General features: G+C 37.9%; 18 protein-coding genes. 3 read left to right on the forward strand and 15 right to left on the reverse strand.

Translation table 11 applies throughout. From position 1 onward, the window contains the following. Nucleotides 1-120: 120 nt before the first annotated feature. The gene (locus BC6307_RS22055; RefSeq protein WP_066418285.1) at nt 121-6,066 is read right to left on the reverse strand and encodes a lamin tail domain-containing protein; all 5,946 of its coding nucleotides are present in this window, start codon (nt 6,064-6,066) and stop codon (nt 121-123) included. Between the two features lie 309 nt (nt 6,067-6,375). Between BC6307_RS22055 and BC6307_RS22060 the strand changes: the two genes are divergently transcribed. After that, on the forward strand, nt 6,376-6,720 hold the full coding sequence (locus tag BC6307_RS22060) for a hypothetical protein (protein WP_066418284.1): 345 nt from the start codon (nt 6,376-6,378) through the stop codon (nt 6,718-6,720). Here the strand turns inward: BC6307_RS22060 and prmC are convergent. From prmC to BC6307_RS22080, 3 genes are all read right to left on the reverse strand, one after another. Further along, nucleotides 6,702-7,556 carry a peptide chain release factor N(5)-glutamine methyltransferase gene (prmC, locus tag BC6307_RS22065; protein ID WP_066418355.1) on the reverse strand — a complete coding sequence of 285 codons (855 nt, stop codon included), beginning with the start codon at nt 7,554-7,556 and terminating at the stop codon, nt 6,702-6,704. The genes BC6307_RS22060 and prmC overlap by 19 nt on opposite strands. Before the next feature lie 11 nt (nt 7,557-7,567). Continuing rightward, on the reverse strand, nt 7,568-8,641 hold the full coding sequence (prfA, locus tag BC6307_RS22070) for a peptide chain release factor 1 (protein ID WP_066418277.1): 1,074 nt from the start codon (nt 8,639-8,641) through the stop codon (nt 7,568-7,570). A gap of 488 nt (nt 8,642-9,129) precedes the next feature. After that, the gene (locus tag BC6307_RS22080; protein ID WP_066421793.1) at nt 9,130-9,561 is read right to left on the reverse strand and encodes a hypothetical protein; all 432 of its coding nucleotides are present in this window, start codon (nt 9,559-9,561) and stop codon (nt 9,130-9,132) included. Between the two features lie 306 nt (nt 9,562-9,867). On the opposite strand from BC6307_RS22080, the gene BC6307_RS22085 reads away from it, so the two are divergent. Continuing rightward, nucleotides 9,868-10,104 carry a YczF family membrane protein gene (locus BC6307_RS22085; RefSeq protein WP_066421791.1) on the forward strand — a complete coding sequence of 79 codons (237 nt, stop codon included), beginning with the start codon at nt 9,868-9,870 and terminating at the stop codon, nt 10,102-10,104. Here the strand turns inward: BC6307_RS22085 and BC6307_RS22090 are convergent. The 10 genes from BC6307_RS22090 to BC6307_RS22140 form a co-directional block, all read right to left on the reverse strand. Further along, on the reverse strand, nt 10,101-11,201 hold the full coding sequence (locus BC6307_RS22090) for a GerAB/ArcD/ProY family transporter (RefSeq protein ID WP_066421789.1): 1,101 nt from the start codon (nt 11,199-11,201) through the stop codon (nt 10,101-10,103). The genes BC6307_RS22085 and BC6307_RS22090 overlap by 4 nt on opposite strands. Nucleotides 11,202-11,218: 17 nt before the next feature. Beyond that, a complete protein-coding gene (locus tag BC6307_RS22095) occupies nt 11,219-12,424 on the reverse strand; it encodes a Ger(x)C family spore germination protein (RefSeq protein WP_066421787.1) in 1,206 nt (401 codons plus the stop codon). Beyond that, nucleotides 12,411-14,024 carry a spore germination protein gene (locus BC6307_RS22100; RefSeq protein ID WP_066421785.1) on the reverse strand — a complete coding sequence of 538 codons (1,614 nt, stop codon included), beginning with the start codon at nt 14,022-14,024 and terminating at the stop codon, nt 12,411-12,413. The genes BC6307_RS22095 and BC6307_RS22100 overlap by 14 nt, the downstream gene beginning before the upstream one ends. A gap of 151 nt (nt 14,025-14,175) precedes the next feature. Then, a complete protein-coding gene (locus BC6307_RS22105) occupies nt 14,176-14,778 on the reverse strand; it encodes a thymidine kinase (RefSeq protein WP_066421782.1) in 603 nt (200 codons plus the stop codon). A gap of 635 nt (nt 14,779-15,413) precedes the next feature. After that, a complete protein-coding gene (locus BC6307_RS22115) occupies nt 15,414-15,659 on the reverse strand; it encodes a type B 50S ribosomal protein L31 (RefSeq protein ID WP_066422007.1) in 246 nt (81 codons plus the stop codon). A gap of 182 nt (nt 15,660-15,841) precedes the next feature. Further along, nucleotides 15,842-17,110, reverse strand: coding sequence for a transcription termination factor Rho (gene rho, locus BC6307_RS22120; RefSeq protein ID WP_066422009.1), 1,269 nt, complete (start codon nt 17,108-17,110; stop codon nt 15,842-15,844). Nucleotides 17,111-17,760: 650 nt separating this feature from the next. Next, a complete protein-coding gene (gene glpX, locus BC6307_RS22125) occupies nt 17,761-18,729 on the reverse strand; it encodes a class II fructose-bisphosphatase (protein ID WP_066421513.1) in 969 nt (322 codons plus the stop codon). Nucleotides 18,730-19,110: 381 nt separating this feature from the next. Further along, nucleotides 19,111-20,406, reverse strand: coding sequence for a UDP-N-acetylglucosamine 1-carboxyvinyltransferase (locus BC6307_RS22130; protein ID WP_066421510.1), 1,296 nt, complete (start codon nt 20,404-20,406; stop codon nt 19,111-19,113). A gap of 319 nt (nt 20,407-20,725) precedes the next feature. Next, nucleotides 20,726-21,583, reverse strand: coding sequence for a class II fructose-bisphosphate aldolase (locus BC6307_RS22135; protein ID WP_066421507.1), 858 nt, complete (start codon nt 21,581-21,583; stop codon nt 20,726-20,728). Between the two features lie 295 nt (nt 21,584-21,878). Beyond that, nucleotides 21,879-22,247, reverse strand: coding sequence for a response regulator (locus tag BC6307_RS22140; RefSeq protein WP_066421505.1), 369 nt, complete (start codon nt 22,245-22,247; stop codon nt 21,879-21,881). Between the two features lie 177 nt (nt 22,248-22,424). On the opposite strand from BC6307_RS22140, the gene BC6307_RS22145 reads away from it, so the two are divergent. Then, entirely contained in the window at nt 22,425-22,964 is a 540-nt protein-coding gene (locus tag BC6307_RS22145; protein ID WP_066421504.1) for a DUF2529 domain-containing protein, read from the forward strand. Between the two features lie 91 nt (nt 22,965-23,055). Here BC6307_RS22145 and BC6307_RS22150 read toward each other — a convergent pair whose 3' ends face one another. Further along, nucleotides 23,056-24,669: a CTP synthase gene (locus BC6307_RS22150; protein ID WP_066421499.1), complete on the reverse strand. Its 1,614-nt coding sequence runs from the start codon at nt 24,667-24,669 to the stop codon at nt 23,056-23,058. Nucleotides 24,670-24,736: the final 67 nt, after the last annotated feature.

Consider the following 24,736-nt stretch of genomic DNA (forward strand, 5'->3'; position numbering starts at 1 on the left):
GTTTGGACCAATTGGATAAATATTAAACTAGTAAAATGAAAAAATATATTTTTTCTATAACGAATCCTTTTATAGAAACAAAAAAAGTAGGAACCGTAATGTTCCTACTTTTTTAATAGTTTATAATATTTTTCGTCGATTCTTATAAACGATTACTAAGCTTGCCATAATGAGAATAAGCCCAATCGCTATCCAATTATAAAAATGTGTGGCCGTTTTAGGTAATAGATTTGATTGGTTACCACTATTCGTTTCTGGCTGTTTCGTTATTTCTTTTTCATTAGACTGTTTTGAGTTGTCCGTTTTTTGTCCTTTTTCTGTGTTTATGTTTTCCTCTTTCGGATTCTCAACGACAGGTTGTTCCCCTACTGGATCTTCCTCTACTGGATCTGTTGGTTTTGGAAGTTCTGAATGAATATTCCCTTTAGTAAAAGTCCAAATATCCGAAACGGCTCTACCGGTGTATTGGTCTTCTGCTACAACATACCAAGAATACGTTTTATTTTGCTCTAGATTTAACCAGTTCATTTCCGTTTGACTACCACTCTCTACTCCGTCAACCGTACCGATTTCTGTATCTGTGTATACATTAACAGCAAAATAATCAGTAGCAACTCGCTTTTCTTTTACTGTTAAATCGACTTCGATAATAAATTCATCTTTTTCAGGGTAGTCAGTTGGATCATAGTAATTGTATTTGTCTAAATAAGGAGAATACGTATTTACGATAATTCGATTGTTGTCTTGATCTATATGCAACAATCTCATATATCCTAGTCCACCTTCCGGACCACCTTGGTAGTCTGCAAGCATTTGATAAACTTTACGATCTGTCACTCCATCACCGTTATCATCCACTTCACTAACTAATGTTTGTGCATCATGGTAATGGCCACTTAGAACAGCCACTACGTTTTTATTTGGCACAACAACTTCGTTAAAAATACGGTTACCGATTGGACTACGGTTCCCTGAAACTAGTAAATATTCATGGAAGTTTAAAATCGCGATACGGTCTGGATATTGCGCTAATACATCATTCATCCATTCAATATCTTCGTCGGAAACTCCCCATCCCATATGCACCATGATGAAATCATTGCCTTTTTCGGAAATTAAATCGAAATGGCCACGGTTATTTTTATAGGAGCCACCGTAATAAGGTTTATTTTTAAAGCGCTCCTCACCAAACCACTTATAATATTCGGTATAATCGTCATTTATATAATCGACATCATGGTTTCCAGCGATAACGCCATAAGGAATGTTATGGTCATCTAACGTCTTCATCGCTCTGTCTGCATTCACCCATTGAAACTCTTGATAGTATTTATCTACCAGGTCACCCGAGTGGAACACATATTTAATTTTCAACTCATCTTTATTTTCAGCAATCCAATGAGTCATTCCATCATAAATATGAGGATAACTCTCTGAATAATATTGTGTATCTGTCATCCAAACGAATGTATAGTCATATTCCTCCGGTGAACTTGGTATTTCATCTTGAACTAATACGTTTACTTTTTGCTCTTTCACATATTCATGGAACGATACGATTCCTTTTAACTCAAAGTCTTCTATTCCAGCAATCTTGTAATCTAGTAATTCCCACTTCTTTGTATCGTGATTCCAAGCATACATGGATACTTTACGAACATCGAGAGAATTTCCGTTCCAAACTAGTTCAATCAAATCATTTTCGTCAATCGTCTCATCTATTGTCACTTCAAAACGATGGTATGGGAATTGTGTACTTGAATCATTCGTTACATAGTTTCCATCCTTTTCGGAAATGGTTACATACTCCTCGTCTCCAAATTTCTCTTCCCCTTCCGGCACCATCGTTTGTGGTGGCTCATAATCAGTAGCATTGGAGAAAATTCGGATGGAGTCTGTTCGCTTCGCATCGTATTTAAATCCTTCATAGAATGATACTTTTAACTCGTCATCTGTAGGATCACTTACTTTCACTACTAATGTAGGGTCACCATCTACTGAATGATCTGCACTGTCCGTTGGTGAAACTAACTCTGGCTTAAACGGATTTTCATTCACTACAGAAAAATGCACCGTTTCTTCTGCTCTGTTACCAACATTGTCTGTCGCAATGACGACTAGCTTGTGCTCTCCAGGTGAAAGCAGTGAAGATGCTGTTTCGTACGGTGTTTCTATTTCCTTCCCATTAAGCAACACTCTAACAGTACTTACACCTGCAATATTGTCTGTCGCTTGTACTTCTATTGTAAAAGGACCTTTATATTCGTGACCTTCCATTATAGATGTAGAGACTTGAGGTGCTGTGTTATCAACAAAAACAGTCGCCGCCATTGTTTCGTTTTGTTTTACGTCTAGCGCTTTAATCGTATATTCACCATCTAAAACAGTAGTTGTATCAAAAATAAAGGATTGGGATGGTGCTTGTTCCTCTGTAATCGTAAACGTAAAATGTTCAAATGGTCGGTACGTTCCGTCATCACCCATATCAAAAACTTGTGTTGGGTCTGATTTTAATGGATCGCGTAGTATCGTACCGTCTGGTAATACGAGGCGAACATCTCGTAAGTTAAAGTCGTCACGGTTTTCTTCTAATTGATCCAGTTCGAAAGGTGATGATTTATTTCCTGATCTAACTGTAATTGTATTTTCTCCTACCGTGAGGCGGTCCGCTTCAATCGGTATCGTAATTAATGTCCAATCTGCCATCGTTCTATCAAAGATATGAAGAATGTCGTCTCCCATTGTGACCGCATTTTGGAATAATGCATTGATACCACTCACTTCATAAGCAAAATACGCATCCTGCTCCAATGAAGAATACAATCCTTCTGTCCATTCTTCCTCATCAATATAAAGCTTTACATCACCCGAAACAGCTGAAGGTGACGTACCTTTGATGACTTTTTTGCCTGCTATAACTTCTCCATCCGATACATTTAAACGAAGGCTAGACTTGTCATAAAGACTAGAAACGGTAATTCGTTTTGTTTCACTGACTAATTCATTTGTACCGTCCGAAACGACAAAATAGTAGTCCACATAGTCTTCCCCAATAATGTCAGGAGAGGCAATTGTCCAGAAAAACGTTTCATTTTCTTGATTTTTATTTAAAATAACCCCTCTGTAATCATTGTCTGTACTTAATGAATAAAACAGACGGACTGACTTTACTTCTCTATCATCCGAAGCTTCCGCTCTAATTAAAATATCTTCTGTTTCTAACACTTCTGTTACGCTTGTTAAATCTGTTACTATTGGTGGTGTTGTGTCATCCTCAAGTTCCACAACTTGAGGTGGTACTTGGAAAGATTCCACTCTTCCAGGTGTTGCAGCTTCAATGCTTAGTTTTGTAGATTGAATAGTACCATCTTGTGGATATTTATAAAGAATTCCTTGATCTGGATGAGTATCGTCTACACCAGGCTCATCATTATAGTAAGCGATTGAGATTGGTTTTTTTGCATTCGTAGCTACTAAAAGCCCTCTCATTGCCGCATTTGCCATACCAGCGCTATAAATTCGAACAATATCTTTATTTTCCACTAAATCAGAGCCATAATTTGCATTGAAATCGTCTACTGTGCTGTGACCGTTTTGATCATTAATAATCCAAAATACGAGCGTCCCTTTTGACGGAATCATTACTTCTTCTGGGATAGAAGGCCATACTACATCCGTATTTGGATCGGCACCGTAGCGATAATTTATTTTGTAATCTTTAAAGTTAATGTCTTTATTCGTATTGTTATATATTTCAATAAACTCATAACCATCAGCCGTTCCTACATTTGTAGAATCAGGGACAATTTCCGTTACGAGAAAATGAGGGAGACTATTATAATCCACTTCACTTACTTGAACAGAGATTGTATATTCTTCCGTTTTGGCTATATTAAACCCATCCGTTGCTTCAATATAATATATAACATCACCCTGTACATCTAATCCTGGTATATCCGCTCTATATATTTGTGAATTATCTTCTGAGGACCTCATCGGAATAGACTTCCAATCGTCACCTTCCGCTAGTTTATAAAAGACGTTAGCAAACGGTGTTGTCTCGTTATCTGTTATTTCCGCTTCTATTTGTACGGGAGAAAAAGCTGTTGCTTCAGTAACAGGCTCATGAGAAATTACCGGTGCTTCTATGTCGACAGGTAGCTCCTCTAGTTCAATACGTTTCGTTGGAACTTGAATAGGTTCAATTGTACCTGGTGTTGGTGGTGCAAGGCTTTTGTATTTTTCCATCTCTGTACCTGATTGTGGAAACTTATACTCGATACCAGCTCCTGTATTATCGTTATCCGATCCTAAATAACTTGCTGAAACTACTACATTACCATCCTTATCTTTCAATACTAAAGCGCGGTCTCCCCCGTTTGCAAACCCTGGAAAAACATCTTTAAATTCCACAACTTGCTCGCTCGTTAATTGTGTACCAAAATTTTCATTAAATTGATCTAAACTTCGGTCACCAACATTAAACCAAAAAACGAGCGTTTCTTGTGGTTCTATCGTTGTGACAGGAATTTGAAAAGTTAGCTCATTTCCAGTTTGAGTGTATAAATAAATAAATGAAAAATTTAATAACGACAAAGGTTGATTTGTATTATTATAAAGCTCAAAATACTCAAAATAGTCGGTACCACCCCCTACAGAATTCGGAGATAGTTCTGTTATTAAGATTGGAAGGTCACTATATGTATCTTCCTGTTCATCTATAGGTTCTTCGACGACTGGTTCTTCTTTTGGCTCCTCTATTTGAACTGCTTCCACTGTACCTGGTGTTGGAGGTGCTAAACTTTGATATTTTTCCATCATTGTCCCTGTTAAAGGATACTTGTATTGGATGCCTGCCCCAGTGTTATCGTTGTCGCTAGCCAAATAACTTGCCGAAACAACTTCCTTTCCTTCTATGTCCCTAATTACAAGTGCTCGGTTGCCTCCATTTGCAAAGCCTGGAAATACATCTTTAAATTGTATTACTTGTTCACTCGTTAAATTTATTTGGAAATTTTCATTAAATTCTTCTAAACTTCTATCCCCATTATTAATCCAAAAAACTAATACTTCTCCTGGCTTAATAGTCGTTTCTGGTATTTGAAACGGTAATTCTGAATCACTATTCGTATAATCATAAATAAACGTGTAATCCGATACAAGAATATTCTCTTGAGTCGTGTTATACAGCTCAAAAAACTCGTAATAATCTGTTCCTCCACCCGCTGAGTTAGGCGATAACTCCGTAATTAAAAGTGGTAGGCGAGGAGTATTTTCCATAGGTACAACGTTTGGTTCTTCTGTAGACTCTTCTTCTACCGTCTCTATTTCTTTTTTATTATCAATAGTTACATGTGATTCTTCCTGCGGTTCTGCAGAAACTTCCTCTTCCACTTCCGTTGATTCTTGTTCTAGTATAGAAGGAGCCTCCACTTGTTCAGGTTCCACTAATCCAGGTGTAGGTGTTTCTACACTTGATAGTTTCTCCATTTCTGGTCCTACTTCTGGGTATTTATATAAAATACTAGTTATAGCATCGTTCATATCGTCAGACTTATATTGGGCGGAAACGACTTCACTACCCGTTTCATCTTTAACAATTAGTGCTCTATTGCCCTTTTCAAACCCAGGAAAGTTATCACGCAATTCCACTACTTGCTCTCCTGCTAATTCCACTCCGTAATATTGATTAAATTCACCTAAGTTTCTACTTTGACTATTAAACCAAAAAACGATTACTTCTTTTGGCTGTACAGTCGTTTCTGGAATGGTTATCTCTATGTTGGAATCTACCATATTATCGTAAACAAAAGAAAAGTCTACTAGTGATATTGGATTGGCTGTTGTATTATAAACTTCAAAAAATTCATAACCAGCCTCATCAGCGTTCGATCCTATTTCTGTTAGTAATAAAGACATCTCGCTCTTACTAGTGGACGACTCCACTTCTGTTGCAAACGCATACTTTGGTGGTAGTGATAAGCTAATGTTTGAAAAAACTAAAAGAAACATTAACATATACACTAATAGTTTGTTTAGTCCCGCTCCTACATTCCCCTTTTTCATGCTACTCCTCCTATTAATATGTAATCTACCACCCCCATCATAAAATAGTAGTTTTAAGTTACTATGAACGATTTGTAAATCAAATTGGACGATTTTACAAAACAATTAACAGAAGCTCTACTAAAGCGTTACAAATCAATAGTTTAAGACAAACTAGAAACAATAATATTTACATTTTTCAAAAAATTTAACAGAAAATTATTATTGGATTTACCGTTTCTTTATTTATGTATACGGTTAGAAATATTTTCATCTAAAGAAAAATGTTTTAGGACATTTATTAAACGGGAATGTGGTTAGAGGGGATACATGACTACAGAATACTACTTAGGAAAGGATGAAAACGTTATGTATCAGTACCAATTCCAAATTGAGGATTATCGTGTTGGAAAAGTTGGTAAGTCGTTTAATCATATTAGCGTTCCGGTTAGTTTTGATTTATTAATCGGGGGAAAATGGATGAACGGTACCGTGTTTTATCATCACTATCATCGAACAATAACGTTTGATCCAAATCTTTCTCAAATACTTAAACATATTGACGAAGCAGAGGTTTCTTTAATGAAACAGACTGTCTTTAAACATTTAGAAAAAGAAATAAAGGGGTTGGCATTAAGCCAATCCCCTCTATTCCATCAACGTATGATTCCGTAAACCATTCGATCTTTGCCGTTAATATCATTTATTACTTGAACATCTGCTTGCGGGAATGTACGCTGTAGTAGTTCCTTCACTGCTTCACCTTGCCCAAGTCCTACTTCAAAAGCGACTAATGCTCTTTCGTTTAGAACTTGTGGCAATTCTTCCATAAAGCGCTCATAAAATTCTAATCCAGAGTTCCCGCTTACTAATGCTCGATACGGCTCAAAATCTTTGACAACGGTAGAAAGTTCTTCAAATTCCGTTTCCGTAATGTACGGCGGGTTAGAAACAACAACATCTACTTTTATCCCTTGTTCTATTAACGGTAATAATAAATCACCGTGGACGAACTCAACAGCCGCATCATACTTATGCGCATTATCCTTCGCAACTTCTAACGATTCTCCAGCAATGTCTGTTGCACTAACTTGTAATCTACTATTCTCAAGAGCAAGCGACACTGCAATTGCACCACTGCCTGTCCCAACATCTACTAGGGAGACACTTTCTTTGCTTTGAAATAAATCTTCAATTCTTTGGAGCACTCCTTCGACAAGTTCTTCCGTTTCCGGTCTAGGTATTAACACTTCATCATTCACGAAAAACTGGCGACCGTAAAACTCTTCAAATCCAAGAATATACTGAACCGGAACTCCAGCTACCAATTTATGCACATCGAATACGAATACTTTCCGGTGATTTTCTGAAAGTTCCTCTTGCATATTGCTTAAAAGTTGGGCACGAGACATTTTTAATTGATGCCTTAATAATATTTCGCCCCCGTTTTCATCACGGTTATTTTGTTTTAAAAAAGAAGAAGCCCAAGTGAGGGCTTCGTATATTTTCATCGGTTTCATAGCTATTCCGCCTGTTCCATTCGTTGTGCTTGATCTTCCATAATGAGAGCATCGATTACTTCATCTAGCTTCCCTGTTAGAATTTGATCAAGTTTTTGAATTGTTAGTCCGATACGATGGTCTGTTACACGGTTTTGCGGGAAGTTGTACGTACGAATACGCTCTGAACGATCCCCTGTTCCAACCGCTTGTTTACGGTTTGCATCATATTCGGCTTGAGCTTCTTGCTGGAACTTATCATATACACGAGCACGTAATACTTTCATCGCTTTTTCTTTATTTTTTATTTGAGATTTTTCATCCTGACATGAAACAACGGTATTCGTCGGAATGTGCGTTAAACGAACTGCAGACATTGTCGTATTAACTGACTGTCCACCAGGTCCACTTGAAGCAAATGTATCTACACGAATATCCTTTTCATGGATATCCACTTCTACCTCTTCCGCTTCTGGTAAAACTGCAACAGTAGCGGTAGATGTATGAATACGGCCCCCAGACTCAGTATCAGGTACACGTTGAACACGATGCGCACCGTTTTCGAACTTTAATTTAGAAAAGGCACCTTTCCCAGTAATCATAAAAATGATCTCTTTATATCCACCTACACCAGTAGAGTTTGCCTCCATTACTTCCGTTTTCCAGCCTTTTGCCTCGGCGAAACGACTATACATGCGGTAAAGGTCACCAGCAAACAGTGCTGCTTCATCTCCACCAGCTGCACCACGAATCTCCATAATAACGTTTTTATCATCATTAGGGTCCTTCGGTATTAGCAAAATTTTCAGACGCTCTTCTAACTCTTCAATTTGGTCTTCTAGTTCTGAAAGCTCTTCTTTTACCATTTCGCGCATTTCATCATCGAGCTTTTCTTCCAACATCGCTTTCGCATCATCGTACTGTTCTTTTACTTCTTTATACTCACGATAAGCTTCAACTGTTTCTTGAATATCTGATTGTTCTTTCGAATAATCACGAAGTTTATTTGTATCACTAACGATTTCCGGATCACTTAATAATTCATTTAATTTATCATAACGTGCTTCTACTGCTTGTAAACGATCAAACACGTGCATTCACCTCTAAATGGATTTTGCAAATTAGCATTATATGTACAACAGTATAATTATAATATAGTAGAAAGTAACAGTCAAAATCTAAATTATTGGAAAAAAAGCAGAGAGTTACCTGAATGTCTAAAGAGGTTGGGACATAACTTTTTTCATGAAAGTAAAAAAACGAACAAAAAAATATCCGGGGAAAACTCGCTCCGGAAATATACTTCGCTTTCCGCGGGCGTGTCTAGTTACGGCGGCTTGGCCCTCGAGACATAAGCCAGTCACTTCCGTTGGGCAAAGAGCGCCCAACTGCAGCGTCTGTCTTATGCTTGTCGGGCCAGAGCGAGCCGCCTTCACTTTTCGTACTGGTGAGCCTCCTCGTGCTGCGCACTGCTATCTTCTCACCTATGCCTTTCCTCCCGCTGGAGTCTACGTATATTTCCTCCGCTAATCCTGCAATTGTTCGTTTTTTATCATGATGAATTTAGTTTTGTCTCAGCCGTTTTTTAATTTTCGTTTTGCAATTGTACATCGTAATCATATCGTGGTAGCGCTCTAGCTAGTTTCCGGTTTACTTTCTTTTTCAGCTCTTTTCTTTCTTCCTTATCTTTTTTCTCGGTCGTATAAACTGTCGCATGAATAGTGTTGCCATTTATAAAAATAGAGCCCGCTCTCACACCCGAAACTGCATTTATCACTTCACGTGCTTTATCTTGGTCATCCCCGTACGTTGGTCTATTTTCTGTTAAATCGATAAAATTAGGATTTTGATTTGTATTGTAACGTTCACTATCTAAATCACGTTCATAATAACCACCGTATCGATTGTTAATAAACCTTGTTCCATCTATATCTTCACTTTGGCTAATTCGCTCCCCATCAATCCCACAACCAGCTAGCAGCAAACTTGTTACCAATAAGATAAGTATCGTTCTCACTTTTCATACACCTCCTACCTTTATACTGCCCACCTACTTTTTTTTCATAGGAGAAGGTATCATTCCAATTTTTACATCCAATTTCAATTCGTTTGTTCAAGCATACTATTAGTAATGGAGCACGTAGTTGGTTTTCTGTTTTCTACGATGAGTTCTTACGCTGACTTTTCAGCTGGTTATGCACCAATTTCCGTCACGGTTTGCACCACTATGAAAAGTTTATGCACGAAAATTCCGCTCCAATGCACCACTCCACAGTGTTATCCAGACGCGTTACACTAGAACCCGTAAAGGAAGAAATAACTAATGATAAAAATGCTTTTATTTATGCCATTATTGTTAATAGCTCAATGTATGTTACTTTTTGCTTTAGACTTTATTGTAGGTATTCCAATGCAAACGAGTATTCGTAACATCATCAATCCGTTTTGGGTAATGGATACGGAGGAATACGCCATCATCATTATTATTGCTGGGCTAAGTGTCGGTATTCCGTTATATAATAAATTTCGTTTAGTGCAGAAAGAGAAAGAAACTACTTAACTTTTTTTCATCACTTTTTTACGGAATATAGCTATTAACAATAACATGATTGGAATACCTGCTTGAAAAGGTAAATGTAAATAGTACGGGACAATGTCTACTCCTTCTTTTAAATGCTCAGAAAAATCCCCTGCAATTGTAATAGAGCAGAGCGCTGTTAATAAACCTACTGGAAAAACAAAGGTGCGAAAGCTGTTAAGTTTTAATACCGATTTAATTCCACTTAAGCCCGCGTACATAAAGATAGAAATTTTAAAAAACATTGTTAATACGAGTGTTACGACGACAAGTGCATCTAGTCGCTCTAAAAACTCAGCAACTTCAATTTTTCCAACAGTCATTAGAAGTGGGAAGGTAGATACACGAGACACTTCCGCACCTAAAACGACAACATTTAACATCGTTGTATACGCGATTAACAGTCCACTTACAACAATTCCAATTATTCCAGTCTTAAGCGCTGTTTTCTCCTTATTTAATAGTGGAAGAATCATCGTAAACACAATTACTTCCCCAAACGGAAATGTAAATCCAACCGGAAAAGCTGTCTTTATAATTGTTCCAACTCCCTCCCCGAGAATTGGAAATAAATTTTTCAAATTAATGATGCCCGAAAAAAAGATAAGGAAATTGGCGAATAGTCCATTTAATATTAAAAAGATGAAAAAGAACTCACTCATTCTTGCCATCACTTCTAGTCCAAGGAATAAAACGTACACGATTACTATGATCATCACGAGATTAATGACGAACAGAGGGGTCTCTGGCAAAGTCGAGGTGAGTAATAAATCACCAAAATCACGCAATACTCTTGCTGCAATATATAAAAAATAAACGATATATAAGAAACTAATTACTGTACCAATATACTTTCCAACGATGGAGTTTACATAATCAGTGAGTGGTTTATCGGGATATTGTTTATGTAATAAATAGTAAATGCAGAAAATAGCAATTCCACCTGTCATTCCTAATAAAATAGTCGCCCAAGCTCCTTGCTTCGCCTCTAATCCTACAGATACAACAATGGCACTCCCTAGTTCAAACAGAACTAGCAGTGTGAAAAACTGAAAGGAATTTATTTTAACTTTATCCAATTAAACCACCCCATTTCCTATTGGATGAGGAAATTATTATTGTTCATGCCCGTTCTTCGAATAAAACCGTCTACTTCAACATTCACTTTTACAGTTGGGAAAATTTCGTCCCAATTATTTTTTAGCTCCTTCCACTCTTTTGGATGCTGACGGTGAAACTCACTTCCAAAGCCAAAAGAATCTATACCAAGTTCCTGAATGATATTTACCGTTCTTTCTATTTCTCCTTTTATTTCTTCATTTAATTGTTTTTCTAGTTTTAATATATTAGTGGGCTCAAGTAGGTCAATTGGACAGCTCAGCTCCCCAATATTACCCTCCCCTGTTACACTCATGTTAACTATCGGTGCTCCATTATGAATTTCCGTTTCAATTATTGTCCGCGATCTAATTAATTCAATTGCAATATTTCCTCCAGGACGCGCTTCACAATCAAGATTCACTACCGTACTTGTCACATTATCGACGACCCAATTATACCCACGCGCATCGCGTCCATCTAACCAATGAATAAGGTTACCTTCTTTAAATAGCCCTATTCCACTCACTTCTATCCAGCTAGGAAGGACACTTTTCATTAAGTTTTCACCATTTGATCCCTCTTGTATATCCCCGATTAAATGAACTCCTGTAATAACTACTTCTTTTCCATCACTCATTAAATCGCTAATAACTTCACCGATTTGCGAAACGATTGCTCCTCCCCAAGACCGTTCCGTTGTCGCAATCTCGGTAACAATCTTTTTCGCCGGCACACGTTCTATCGATGTTTGTACCTTTAATACATCTTCTGCTCTACTTCCTCTAGCAATAACAAGATCGACATTCGTTCGGAATTCATGATCACGTTCAAACCAGTCTAAAAAAGCTTTCACACCATCTTCACGTGCTATTTCTTCGCCAATAATTACGACGTTCGTATGTGGAAAATATATTCTTCTTGATATTTTCTTCGTAGCTCTTCTTATCGCTTCAAATAACGTGTCCCCTTGCTCTGAATATACGACAGTAGGGGAAGTATTTCGGGAAGCCCCTTCTTGCCCTGTTGCTACATCCCCAGCATTAATAATTTGAAACGAAACGTTAAATTTTCCATCCTCTGTTTTATCAACTCCTACTGCAGAAATGATAGAAAGGTCGGTTATTTCTCGAGCATTCCAACAACTCGTTAATAGAAAGCATATGATGATGGGTATCGATAACTTGAAACTACGTCGAATCATTCGTATCACCTTTTGTTGTTGGGGTTGGGTGTAAATCTTTCGGCATATTTTTTGTTCTGCCTCTACTAATTAAGTGTGGACGGTTTTTCATCCACCAAAGAGGAGCTCGAATTAATCCATCTGCCTGACCTGTTAGACTAAATGGGGCAATTGGATATAAATACGGTACTCCAAATGAGCGTAAGCTACATATATGAGCAACGATAACAATAATCCCCATCATAACCCCATATAAACCGAACGTTGCAGCTACTAGCATCATAAAAAAACGTAACATCCGAGCTGCAATAGCAAGGTTGTAAGAAGGAGTTGTAAAACTTGCAATCCCTGTCAATGCTACTACAATTACCATTGACGCTGATACGATACCTGCCTGTACTGCCGCTTGGCCGATTACTAGTGCCCCTACAATGGAAACTGCTTGGCCAATTGCCCTTGGCATACGAATCCCAGCCTCTCGCAACACTTCAAATGTTAATTCCATAATGAACGCTTCAATTAAAGCTGGAAACGGTATACCTTCTCTTTGTGCAGCTAAATTAATTAGTAGCGTTGTCGGTATTAAATCTTGATGAAATGTAATGAGGGCAATATAAATGGAAGGACCGAGTAAAGAAATTGTAAACGCAATATACCGTAAAATCCGAATTAGTGATGCAATATCAAACCGTTGATAATAATCTTCCGCAGATTTAAAAAATTGTGGAAAACTCGTAGGGACAATTAATACAAACGGTGTCCCTTCAACAATAATCGCCACCCTACCTTCCATTAACTCACTCGAAACAATGTCAGGGCGCTCTGTATTAAAAACGGTCGGAAATGGAGTGAATGTACCATCTTGTACCAGTTCCTCAATATTCGCAGAGCTTAAAATAGAATCAATTTCAATTCGATTCAGCCTTGCCATCACTTCTTGCACGATTTTTTCGTTCGCTACTGATTTTAAGTATAAAACGGCAATATTCGTTTTCGTTATTTTCCCTAATTTCTTCTTCTCTACTTGCAAATCCGGACTTTTAATTTTTCTACGAACTAATGAAATATTTATCGGTAACGATTCGACAAAACCTTCCTTCGGCCCTCTCACGGTAACTTCTGTTGAAGGTTCTTCTATCGACCGGTAATTTCCACCGTTTGTTTTACAACTAACCACTTCGTTTATTCCGTTAACAAAAATAACAGTATGACCTGATACTATCTCGTTCGCTATATCGTCCCATCGATTCAACACGTTAACGTCTAGGACAGATAAAGTCTCTTTTTCTAGTATAGAAAATAGATTCTCTTTCTCTAATTCTTTTTCAAATGGGTATTGTATAATTGCTTCTAAAACATGCTCATTCACGATTTGTTCATCTACTATATTGTTTATAAATACCGCAGTTCCTTGAGTAAAAGGCTTTTGCGTTATTGTTAGTTCTCTAAATGTAATATCATTACTTTTTCCTAATAATTGTTTTATTTTTTCAATATTACTCGTAAGATCTTTATATAGTTCCGAAGTTTCATCCGTTACTTCTACTGCTTCTTTATTATCTTCCTGTTCTTCCTCTATCTTTTTTTTCAAAAGAGAAGATAACGGAATTGGTTTTTTCATCGTATCACCTTCAATTTAGGTACAGTTGGACTAACTATAACTTCCCCTATCGGTATGGAAATATTCACCTTGATATGAAAACAAATGCAAAATAAAAAAGGATCCTGAATGAACAGTCATGGTAACTATTCATGCAGAATCCCTTTACTATTTATTTAATTGTTTGACTTTCCGGTACCTTTACAGGAACTTCGTGATGATGGCGGCAGCGGGCTTCATAGGCTTCTGAAGCACCTACTAGTATAATTGGGTCATCGAATCTAGCTGGTTTCCCGTTAATTAAACGTTGTGTTCTACTTGCAGGAGAACCACAAACAGTACATACGGCTTGTAGCTTCGTAACAGATTCAGCAATCGCCATTAGTTCTGGAACTTTCCCAAATGGCTCACCGCGGAAATCTTGATCTAATCCAGCCACCATTACTCGATAGCCTTTGTTTGCTAGTTGTTGAACAACTTCAACAATTGCATCATCAAAAAATTGTACTTCATCTATTGCGACTACTTCTGTTTTTTCATCTAACACTTGTAGAATTGTATTTGAATCTTTCACAGGTATCGCTAAAACGGACGTGCCGTTATGTGAAACTACTGCTTCATCACTATAACGATTGTCTATTGCCGGTTTAAACACTTGAATGGATTGTTTCGCAAATTGCACTCTTCGAACTCGGCGAATTAATTCTTCCGACTTTCCTGAGAACATGCTACCGCAAATTACTTCTACCCAGCCTGAATGTTCCATAACATACATATAAGGCCTCTCCCTTCCAACAAACAGTTAAGATGCTACCGTTAGTGGTAGCATATGTAGCTTTTTTCTAATTATTTTTAACGAAAGTAGTAGTTGTATAGTCATAAGCGATATGAACTATACGCAATTTTTCTGTTTTTCCACTAGTTGTAATTAATTTCCTACTGGAGCGCGGTCAGGCCGATGCGCCTGCGCTTTTCTATCTGTCTAGCTACGGCGGCTAGGTCCGGCTCAAACTTCACTTTTCCTCCGTACGATAAGTCATCATCGACTCACTCTCGTTCGTCGTGATTCCTTTATCTCCTGCGGAAAAGCTCCAGTTTGTTTGAACCTGAGCGAGCCGCCTCCGCTTTTCTATCTGTCCAGCTTCGGGCGCTAGCGGCTCGAGGTCACAAGTCAATCGCTTCCGAAGGGCAAAAAGCGCCCTTCTACAGCGCTTGCCTTGTGCTTGTCGCCGCTAAGCGAGCGCCCTCAGCATTTCTATCTATAAAGAATAAAAAAACAGGCAAGATGTTGGTTAACCTGCCTGTTTTATCGTTTCGTTTCGGAAAATCGTTGGCATGATTGCATGTACGATTTTTAGCCTTTTCATAACCAATGAGGGAGCAAGCTCCCTCATTGAGATAAGTTCAATATTACTTAAGGCCGTATTTTTTGTTGAAACGCTCAACACGTCCATCAGCAGCAGCATGCTTCTGACGTCCTGTGTAGAATGGGTGAGAGTCAGAAGAGATCTCTACTTTAATTAACGGATAAGTTGTTCCGTCTTCCCACTCAACAGTTTCGTTTGTTTTCATCGTAGAACCTGTGATGAATTTGAAACCTGTGTTGATATCCATAAATACGACTTTACGGTAATCTGGATGAATTCCTGCTTTCATTCTTTTCATCTCCTTTAACGCCCTGAGTCTTTCGAAACAGAGTTATAATCAAATGATACCAAAGTGTCATACAATTCGACATCATTTATCTTAAACACACTGTTGAAATTATATCAAGGTTATTCCAGTTTTGCAACAACTCGTAAATAGTTTTATTTGACAATTGTTGGACGAACTAAATATTAACGTCTACCACCTGTTTTTTGCTCATCGTCTAGAATAGAGAAAAATTCTTCGTTCGATTTCGTTTGTCGTAAGCGACGAAGTAGTTTTTCCGCAAAGTCAGGGGAATCAGACATTGTTTTACGGATTGCCCATAGCTTGTCTAAATGGTCTTTCGGAATTAATAACTCTTCTTTACGAGTACCTGAACGACGAATGTCAATTGCAGGGAAGATACGACGCTCAGCAAGTGAACGGTCTAAGTGTAATTCCATATTACCTGTACCTTTAAATTCTTCATAAATAACATCGTCCATACGAGAACCTGTGTCTACTAACGCTGTTGCTAGAATTGTTAAGCTACCGCCTTCTTCAATGTTACGTGCTGCTCCAAAAAATCGTTTTGGACGGTGGAAGGCAGCTGGGTCGATACCACCTGATAACGTACGACCGCTTGGCGGAATTACTAAGTTGTAAGCACGCGCCAGACGAGTAATACTGTCCATTAAAATAATAACATCACGCTTATGCTCTACTAAACGCATTGCACGTTCTAGTACTAGTTCTGCAACTTTAATATGGTTTTCTGGCACTTCATCAAAAGTAGAGCTTACTACATCAGCTGCAACAGAACGTTCGATATCTGTTACCTCTTCCGGACGCTCGTCAATTAATAGGACGATTAATTCTGCTTCTGGATGATTCGTTGTAATGCTATTTGCAATTTCTTTTAACAACATTGTTTTACCAGCTTTTGGAGGCGCAACAATTAAACCACGTTGGCCAAAACCTACTGGTGCCATGATGTCCATTATTCTTGTCGATAATGCACGTGGTTGTGTTTCAAGTAAGATGTGACGATCTGGGTATAATGGCGTTAAAGCCGGGAAGTGTACACGTTCTTTCGCTGATTCTGGGTCGTCGCCGTTTACAGCTTCTACATGAAGTAGCCCGTAATAACGTTCGTTTTCTTTAGGTGGACGAACTTTTCCAGATACTTTATCTCCATTTCTTAAATCGAAACGGCGAATTTGCGATGCAGAAATGTAAATGTCTTCAGAGCTTGGAGAGTAGTTAATTGGTCGTAAGAAACCGAATCCTTCCGACTGAATAATTTCAAGAACACCTTCCATGAACAATAGCCCATCTTGTTCTGCTTGAGCTTTTAAAATAGCAAATATAAGTTCTTTTTTCGTTAATTTACTGTAATACGAAATTTTATATTGACGTGCAAGTTCGTACAGGTCTTTCAGCTTAAGATTTTCTAAATTAGAAATAGTTAATTCCATGCAAAAAAACACCACTCAATTCTTAATTTTTAGCTATACTTTTTTCTTTTCTTCGAAGAATGTATTGATATAAAGGAACGGATTTCTATTTCTCTATTAGTAGCGGAATAACTATCCTTAGAAGAGGTCGAAGAATAGCTTTTAGAAGCTAATATCGTTGTCTTTCCTATGCGGGAAGTAACGCATTTGCGGCTTAATAGTTAATCTATTTTTATTTCATCATGCTTTCTACTATATCTTTTACAGAAACAATAGATTCTCTATTATTCATATTTTACCCACATTTCCTATCTTTAAGCAACTACTTTTTGTAGACACCCCCTTACATAATCCGTGTCTTATGTCGATTTTACGTCTAGTATTAAAAAATATTTTTACTAGCTAATTTTTCTTTTCTCTTTGTAAAAACTAGGGACAAAAGCGGAGGCGCTTCGATCAGGCCCGTACAAACTGGACTGTTCCGGTAGGAGATAAAGGAAACACAGCGAGCGAAAGCGAGCTGATGTTGACTTATCGTACGGACGGAACAGGAAGTTTGATAGGGCCTAAGCGCCGGAGCTAGACGTAACGTAAGTAAAGTTAGTAGTTATACACAAAATTTACTCGTTTATAGTTTCCTAAATGACAAGGAAAAAACCGCAAGCAAATGCTTACGGCTTGATTACTAAGTTAGGTTTTTTCTTAATGTTATGCTGTCCGTCAATAAATCGAACTGTGCCTGATTTTGCTCGCATTACTAATGAGTGGGTTGTTCCATTCGTTCCTTTAAATTGTACCCCTCTTAATAGCTCTCCATCTGTTACACCTGTAGCTGCAAAAATAGCATCGTCTCCACGAACTAAATCTTCCATGCGTAATACCGCGTTTACATCGGCAATTCCCATCTTTTTGCAACGAATTAATTCTTGTTCATTTTGTGGAAGAAGTTTTCCTTGGATTTCTCCACCTAAACATTTTAATGCTACTGCGGCAATTACTCCTTCTGGAGCACCACCTGAACCGAATAAAATATCAACACCAGTTGCATCAAAAGCCGTATTAATTGCTGCTGCAACATCACCATCATCTATTAATTTTATTCTTGCACCAGCTTCTCTTAATTCTGAAACAATCCGTTCATGACGAGGTCTATTTAAAATAACTGCCACAATATCTTCAATGTCTTTATTTTTTGCCTTTGCCACTGCTTTTAAATTATCAATTACAGGTGCATTTATATCTATCTGCCCGACTGCTTCTGGGCCAACTGCGATTTTATCCATATACATATCTGGAGCGTGTAGTAAATTCCCGTGGTCCGCAACTGCTAATACAGCAAGTGCGTTCCAGCCTCCAGAGGCAACAATGCTTGTACCTTCTAACGGATCTACCGCTACATCTACGCGCGGGCCATAGCCTGTTCCGAGCTTTTCTCCAATGTAAAGCATCGGTGCTTCATCCATTTCCCCTTCACCGATTACGACGGTACCTTTCATTGGAATCGTGTCAAATACGTCTCTCATTGCACTTGTAGCTGCTTCGTCGGCTTGTTCTTTGTTTCCACGGCCCATCCAACGAGCGGATGCTAAAGCTGCAGCTTCTGTTACACGTACTAGCTCCATTGATAAACTTCTTTCCATCGTATCCTCTCCCTATAAAGCACTCTTTATGACAATGTGATATACTATTATCTTTTATTAGTATATCACATTTATCAAGTAATGTTATACTGTTTTAGCATTTCTTTTTAATAAAATGATAGGTGCTGAAATGTGGTTTCGTGTCCGGGAGTGGTGAACCGTTGGCTTGGGTAAAATTGTACGATTTAGTTTTCAGGTTGAGATGCTTCGTTATCATAAGCTTGCTTTCCAGCAGGGAACCACGCTCAGGATTGATATGCTGACTTTTCCTTTCGGTATGCACCAGTTTCAATACTGTTTGCATCACTTTGAAGTGGCTTATGCACCAGTTTTTCCGCTCTTTGCACCACGCTCCCATTACAAAAAAAAAAACAGAACCCATTATGAGTTCTGCATTTGTTCTATTTCTTCTTCTGTTAATCTTTCACGCCAGATTGTTGCGCCTAGCCCTTTTAGTTTTTCTTCTAAATGGCTATAGCCACGATCAATATGTTCAAGACCTGTTACTTCTGTTAATCCTTCTGCCATTAATCCTGCAATGACTAGGGAAGCACCTGCACGAAGGTCACTAGCTTTTACCTTTGCTCCTTGTAGTTGCACAGAGCCATTAATGATAGCGGATCTGCCTTCTACTTTGATTTGTGCATTCATGCGACGTAGTTCATCCACATGTTTAAATCGCGCAGAGTAAATAGTATCCGTTACAATACTCGTTCCTTCTGCTTTCGTTAATAGTGCTGTCATCGGTTGTTGTAAATCAGTCGGAAATCCAGGGTGCACTAACGTTTTTACATCAACTGCTTTTAACTTTTCGCCAGGTACAACTAACACTTGATCTTGATTTGCATTAATATCTATTCTTACGCCCATTTCTCGAAGTTTCGCAATCAGTGGCTCGATATGAGTTGGAATTACATTATCTACAATCATTTCACTACCAGCTGCTGCAGCCATTATCATATATGTACCAGCTTCAATTCGATCTGGAATTATTGTGTGACGACAACCATGTAATGTTTCTACTCCGTCTATGCGGATGACATCTGTTCCTGCGCCTTTTATTTTTGCTCCCATACTCGTTAGTAAAGTTGCAACATCAATAATTTCGGGTTCTTTCGCTGCATTTTCAATAATCGTTCTACCTTTTGCTTTTACTGCGGCTAACATAATATTAATCGTTGCACCAACACTTACTACATCGAGGTAGATTCGTGCACCTTTTAACTCTTCCGCACGTAAATAAATAGCACCTTGCTCATTTGTTACTTCTGCACCTAAAGCTTCGAAGCCTTTTATATGTTGATCTATTGGTCGAGGTCCTAAGTGGCAGCCGCCTGGTAAACCGATGACAGCTTTTTTGAATCTTCCTAACATTGCTCCCATTAAATAATAAGAAGCACGTAGTTTTTTAACTTTCCCGTTCGGAAGTGGCATTGCGATCATATTTGCTGGATCAACAACTATGTCACCTTCTTCTGAAAGCTCAACTGTTCCACCAATTTCTTCTAACAAGCTACTTAAAATATCAACATCTGAAATTTTCGGTAACCCATCAATTCGAACCGGTGTTTCTGCTAAAATCGTTGCAGGAATTAAAGCTACTGCACTATTTTTCGCTCCACTAACACGTACCGTTCCATTTAATTTTGTTCCACCAATAATTTTTAACTTTTCCATATTTGACTCCCTTCAAGGCGAGGTTATGTCCAAATGTACTATTACTTAGTATACACAATTTCTGGCATTATCTAAAACAATATTTCTTGAATATTTTATTAATAATACCTTTTGACTAGTTATTATCGTGGAACTATCGAAGTATTTTACATTAATTCGATGAAAATGAAGCTGCGTGAAGCATAGTTTTAAAACGTGTTTTCTAGGGGAAATAAAGGATAGTCTGTAAGAAAAGAAAAAACCGCCATTCAAAAGAATGACAGCCTTTACCTTGTTGAAAAAATATTGTTGAAATGGTGATTGTTGCTTATTTTAAATATTACGCTTTGTTTGAAGAACCGAATTCGCGCATTTTACCTATTACTGTTGCTTTAATAGCGTCACGAGCTGGTCCTAAATATTTACGTGGATCGTATTCTTCAGGTTTAGCAGCTAACGTTTCGCGAACAGCTTTAGCAGATGCGATTTGGTTTTCTGTGTTTACGTTAATTTTTGCAGTACCGAATGAGATTGCTTTTTGAATGTCATGAGTTGGGATACCAGTACCACCATGAAGTACTAAAGGTACTCCAGCGCGGTTGTTGATTTCTTCCATCTCTTTGAATCCAAGGTTTGGTTCACCTTTATAAGGACCGTGTACAGATCCTAATGCAGGAGCTAAGCAATCGATTCCAGTGCGTTTCACTAGCTCTTCACACTCGTTCGGATCAGCGTAAATTACACCTTCCGCTACTACGTCATCTTCTTGTCCACCAACTACACCTAGCTCTGCTTCAACAGATACTCCGTGGAAGTGTGCTAGCTCAACAACTTTTGTAGTTGTTTCAATGTTTTCCTCGAAAGGATGGTGAGAAGCGTCAATCATTACGGAAGTAAATCCAGCATGAATTGCTTTCGCACAAGATTCAAAGCTAGAACCGTGGTCTAAATGAATTGCAACTGGAACTGTAATGCTATAGTCTTCCATTAAAGCTTTAACCATAGCTACAACTGTCTTAAATCCGCCCATATAACGAGCTGCACCTTCAGAAACTCCAAGGATAACCGGAGAGTTTTCTTCTTGTGCTGCTTGAAGAATTGCTTGAGTGAATTCTAAGTTATTTAAGTTGAACTGACCTACAGCATATCCTTCTGCATTTGCTTTCTTTAACATTTCTGTCATGGATACTAAAGGCATCGTTTAATCCTCCTTTATTTATATAAAACATTACTCGAAAAGTTATTTACCAATATAGTTTCACCTAAACAAAAAAGGCTATGTACATTCCTTGTATAAAAGGTAAAAAACTTGTCGACGAAATCTAACCGTTATTAGCATACCAACTAAATTTAAAATCGGCAATAACTTCAAACCGCTATCGACCGATGTAAGCGTTTAAATGTAAAATGTTTTTATTTTCTGCCACATTCCACTGTTTTTAGGCAAAATTTTACCCCTTACCTAAATGGAAGGGGATATGTAAATATTAGCTTTACACTTTTTTAGGCATGTACTTTCGGACAGCCTCTCTTAATTCATCAATATCAAATGGCTTTGCAAAATGTGTAATTGCACCTAAATCTTTTGATTCTTGAATCATATCAAGTTCACCGTAAGCAGTCATTATAATTACTTGAAAGTCTTTATTAATGGCTTTTAAACGTTTTAAAATTTCAATACCGTCCATGCCAGGAATTTTCATATCAAGTAATATAAGATCTGGCGTATGCTTTTCTACGATGTCAAGTGCTTGATAACCGTTAGCAGCTTGAAATGTAGTGTACCCTTCCTTCTGGAATACTTCGTTCAATAAGATTCTAATTCCATATTGATCATCAACAATAAGTAGTTTATTCCCCATCTTGAACACACCTCATTTCTTTCTGTATAATAAATGCATCTTTTACTTTTATTCTACTATCAAAACATATTTTCCTTCTTTTTGAAAAAAAATTTCTACATATTACAATATATTACACTACTTTTACAGGTGTATAAAGGTACAGAACGATATATTAGAAAGATAGGTGTATTCATTTTGTTAAAAATATTTACTACACAATTACAAGGTTCTTTTCAAAAAATCGCTAAAGAAGAAGAGTTTTCATTTGAGGACGGTGCTCGTTTACTAGCTCAAGCTATCGTAGGAGAAGGTGATATTTATATTTATGGTGCTCGCGAAATGAAAGCTGTCGTAGCAGAAGCGATAGAAGGGGTTGAAACGTTACCACGAGGAAAAGAATTACATCGTGATCTCGCATCCTCTATTTCAATAGCTGACCGTGCATTAATTGTCACGAGATATGATAATGACGAAGAAGCTATCAGAATTGCTAACACTTTAACACAAAACGGGGTTGGGGTTGTTGCAATTTCTACAATTTCTGATAAAAAAGAGGGAAAAACAGAGCGTTCTTTATCCGAAATTGCAGATGTGCATATTGATTTACGGTTGAAAAGAGGACTTATTCCAGATGATGACGGCTCACGTTTCGGTTTCCCAACTAGTATGCTTGCCCTCTATGCGTATTATGGAATTGCTTTTACGTTGAAAGAAACATTAGATGAATTAGAATAGTAAATATTATTTGCCTAGAGCTGTATACAGTTTTAGGCTTTTTTATTCCAGAAAAAAGGAGTCACCTCAGGTCGGCAACTCCTTTCATTCATTATTTTGTTAGTACTTCTGCTTTTTTCAAAGAAGCTTGAACAAAGTCACGGAAAAGTGGTTGTGGTCTGTTCGGTCTTGATTTAAATTCTGGGTGGAATTGACACGCTAAAAACCATGGATGATCTTTTATTTCTACAATTTCCACTAAACGTCCATCTGGGCTAGTCCCAGAGAATATAAATCCTGCCTCTTCCATTTGTTGACGATATTCGTTATTGAATTCGTAACGGTGACGGTGACGCTCGTATACTACTTCTTCCCCGTAAGCTTCTTTTGCTAACGTACCTTCATTTAATTTACATGCATATAAACCTAGGCGAAGTGTTCCACCTAAATCTTCAATATCTTTTTGCTCTGGAAGCAAGTCGATAATAGGGTGCTTTGTTTCTGGGTTTAATTCAGATGAATGAGCATCTTTCAACCCTAATACGTTACGAGCATACTCGACGGAAGCTAATTGCATACCTAAGCAAATTCCAAAGAAAGGCACTTTATTTTCACGCGCATATCGAGTTGCAGCAATTTTCCCTTCCACTCCGCGGTCACCGAATCCACCTGGTACTAAAATTCCGTCCACGTCACGAAGTACGCTTGCTACGTTCTCTTCTGTCACTTCTTCTGAATTGATCCACTTAATGCTAATATCGGAATCAAATTGGTAACCTGCATGGCGTAAAGATTCTGCTACAGAAATGTATGCATCTTGTAACTCTACATACTTCCCTACTAGTCCAATTGTTGTAACTTTTTTCAAGTTACGTACTTTGTTTACTAACTGCTCCCAATCAGACATATCCGCGTCATTGCAAATAAGCTTTAAATGTTCACATACGATTTGGTCCATCTTTTGTTCTTGATAAGATAGCGGAACTGCATATAACGTATCTGCATCGATTGACTCAATAACCGCTCTTTCATCAATATCACAAAATAGAGCAATTTTATCCTTCATATCTTGAGAAATTGGGTGCTCGGAACGTAAAACGATTAAGTTTGGTTGAATACCTAAGCTACGTAATTCTTTCACACTATGTTGAGTAGGCTTCGTTTTTAGCTCTCCAGCTGCATTTAAATACGGAACTAATGTACAGTGGATATACATAACATTATCACGGCCGATATCACTCTTAATTTGGCGAATCGCTTCAAGGAACGGTAGTGATTCAATATCTCCAACAGTTCCACCAATTTCAGTTATAACTACATCTGCTTTCGTTTCGCGACCAGCACGGAACACCCGCTCTTTAATTTCGTTTGTAATATGCGGGATTACTTGGACTGTTCCACCTAAATAGTCTCCACGGCGCTCTTTTTTAATAACAGTTGAATAAATCTTCCCTGTTGTCACGTTACTATATTTATTTAAGTTAATGTCGATAAAACGCTCGTAATGACCTAAGTCTAGATCCGTTTCTGCCCCATCATCCGTTACGAAAACTTCACCGTGCTGATACGGACTCATCGTTCCTGGGTCAACGTTAATGTACGGATCAAATTTTTGAATCGTTACACTTAATCCTCTGTTTTTTAATAGTCTTCCTAATGATGCTGCTGTAATTCCTTTTCCTAATGATGATACAACACCACCGGTTACGAAAATATACTTTGTCATGTGGTCTCCCCCTCAAATATTATGTGATTCTTATTGTCTGGCGGTTTTCAACTTCTATTGAAATTGC

This window comes from Sutcliffiella cohnii (assembly GCF_002250055.1).
Taxonomy (GTDB): Bacteria; Bacillota; Bacilli; order Bacillales; family Bacillaceae_I; genus Sutcliffiella; species Sutcliffiella cohnii.

What these genes read in the sequence shown, in the direction of transcription:
- BC6307_RS22055 (WP_066418285.1), bottom strand. Translation starts at nt 6,066, where the DNA reads ATGAAAAAGGGGAATGTAGGAGCGGGACTAAACAAACTATTAGTGTAT.
- BC6307_RS22060 (WP_066418284.1), top strand. Translation starts at nt 6,376, where the DNA reads ATGACTACAGAATACTACTTAGGAAAGGATGAAAACGTTATGTATCAG.
- prmC (WP_066418355.1), bottom strand. Translation starts at nt 7,556, where the DNA reads ATGAAAATATACGAAGCCCTCACTTGGGCTTCTTCTTTTTTAAAACAA.
- prfA (WP_066418277.1), bottom strand. Translation starts at nt 8,641, where the DNA reads ATGCACGTGTTTGATCGTTTACAAGCAGTAGAAGCACGTTATGATAAA.
- BC6307_RS22085 (WP_066421791.1), top strand. Translation starts at nt 9,868, where the DNA reads ATGATAAAAATGCTTTTATTTATGCCATTATTGTTAATAGCTCAATGT.
- BC6307_RS22095 (WP_066421787.1), bottom strand. Translation starts at nt 12,424, where the DNA reads ATGATTCGACGTAGTTTCAAGTTATCGATACCCATCATCATATGCTTT.
- BC6307_RS22100 (WP_066421785.1), bottom strand. Translation starts at nt 14,024, where the DNA reads ATGAAAAAACCAATTCCGTTATCTTCTCTTTTGAAAAAAAAGATAGAG.
- BC6307_RS22105 (WP_066421782.1), bottom strand. Translation starts at nt 14,778, where the DNA reads ATGTATGTTATGGAACATTCAGGCTGGGTAGAAGTAATTTGCGGTAGC.
- BC6307_RS22115 (WP_066422007.1), bottom strand. Translation starts at nt 15,659, where the DNA reads ATGAAAGCAGGAATTCATCCAGATTACCGTAAAGTCGTATTTATGGAT.
- rho (WP_066422009.1), bottom strand. Translation starts at nt 17,110, where the DNA reads ATGGAATTAACTATTTCTAATTTAGAAAATCTTAAGCTGAAAGACCTG.
- glpX (WP_066421513.1), bottom strand. Translation starts at nt 18,729, where the DNA reads ATGGAAAGAAGTTTATCAATGGAGCTAGTACGTGTAACAGAAGCTGCA.
- BC6307_RS22130 (WP_066421510.1), bottom strand. Translation starts at nt 20,406, where the DNA reads ATGGAAAAGTTAAAAATTATTGGTGGAACAAAATTAAATGGAACGGTA.
- BC6307_RS22135 (WP_066421507.1), bottom strand. Translation starts at nt 21,583, where the DNA reads ATGCCTTTAGTATCCATGACAGAAATGTTAAAGAAAGCAAATGCAGAA.
- BC6307_RS22140 (WP_066421505.1), bottom strand. Translation starts at nt 22,247, where the DNA reads ATGGGGAATAAACTACTTATTGTTGATGATCAATATGGAATTAGAATC.
- BC6307_RS22150 (WP_066421499.1), bottom strand. Translation starts at nt 24,669, where the DNA reads ATGACAAAGTATATTTTCGTAACCGGTGGTGTTGTATCATCATTAGGA.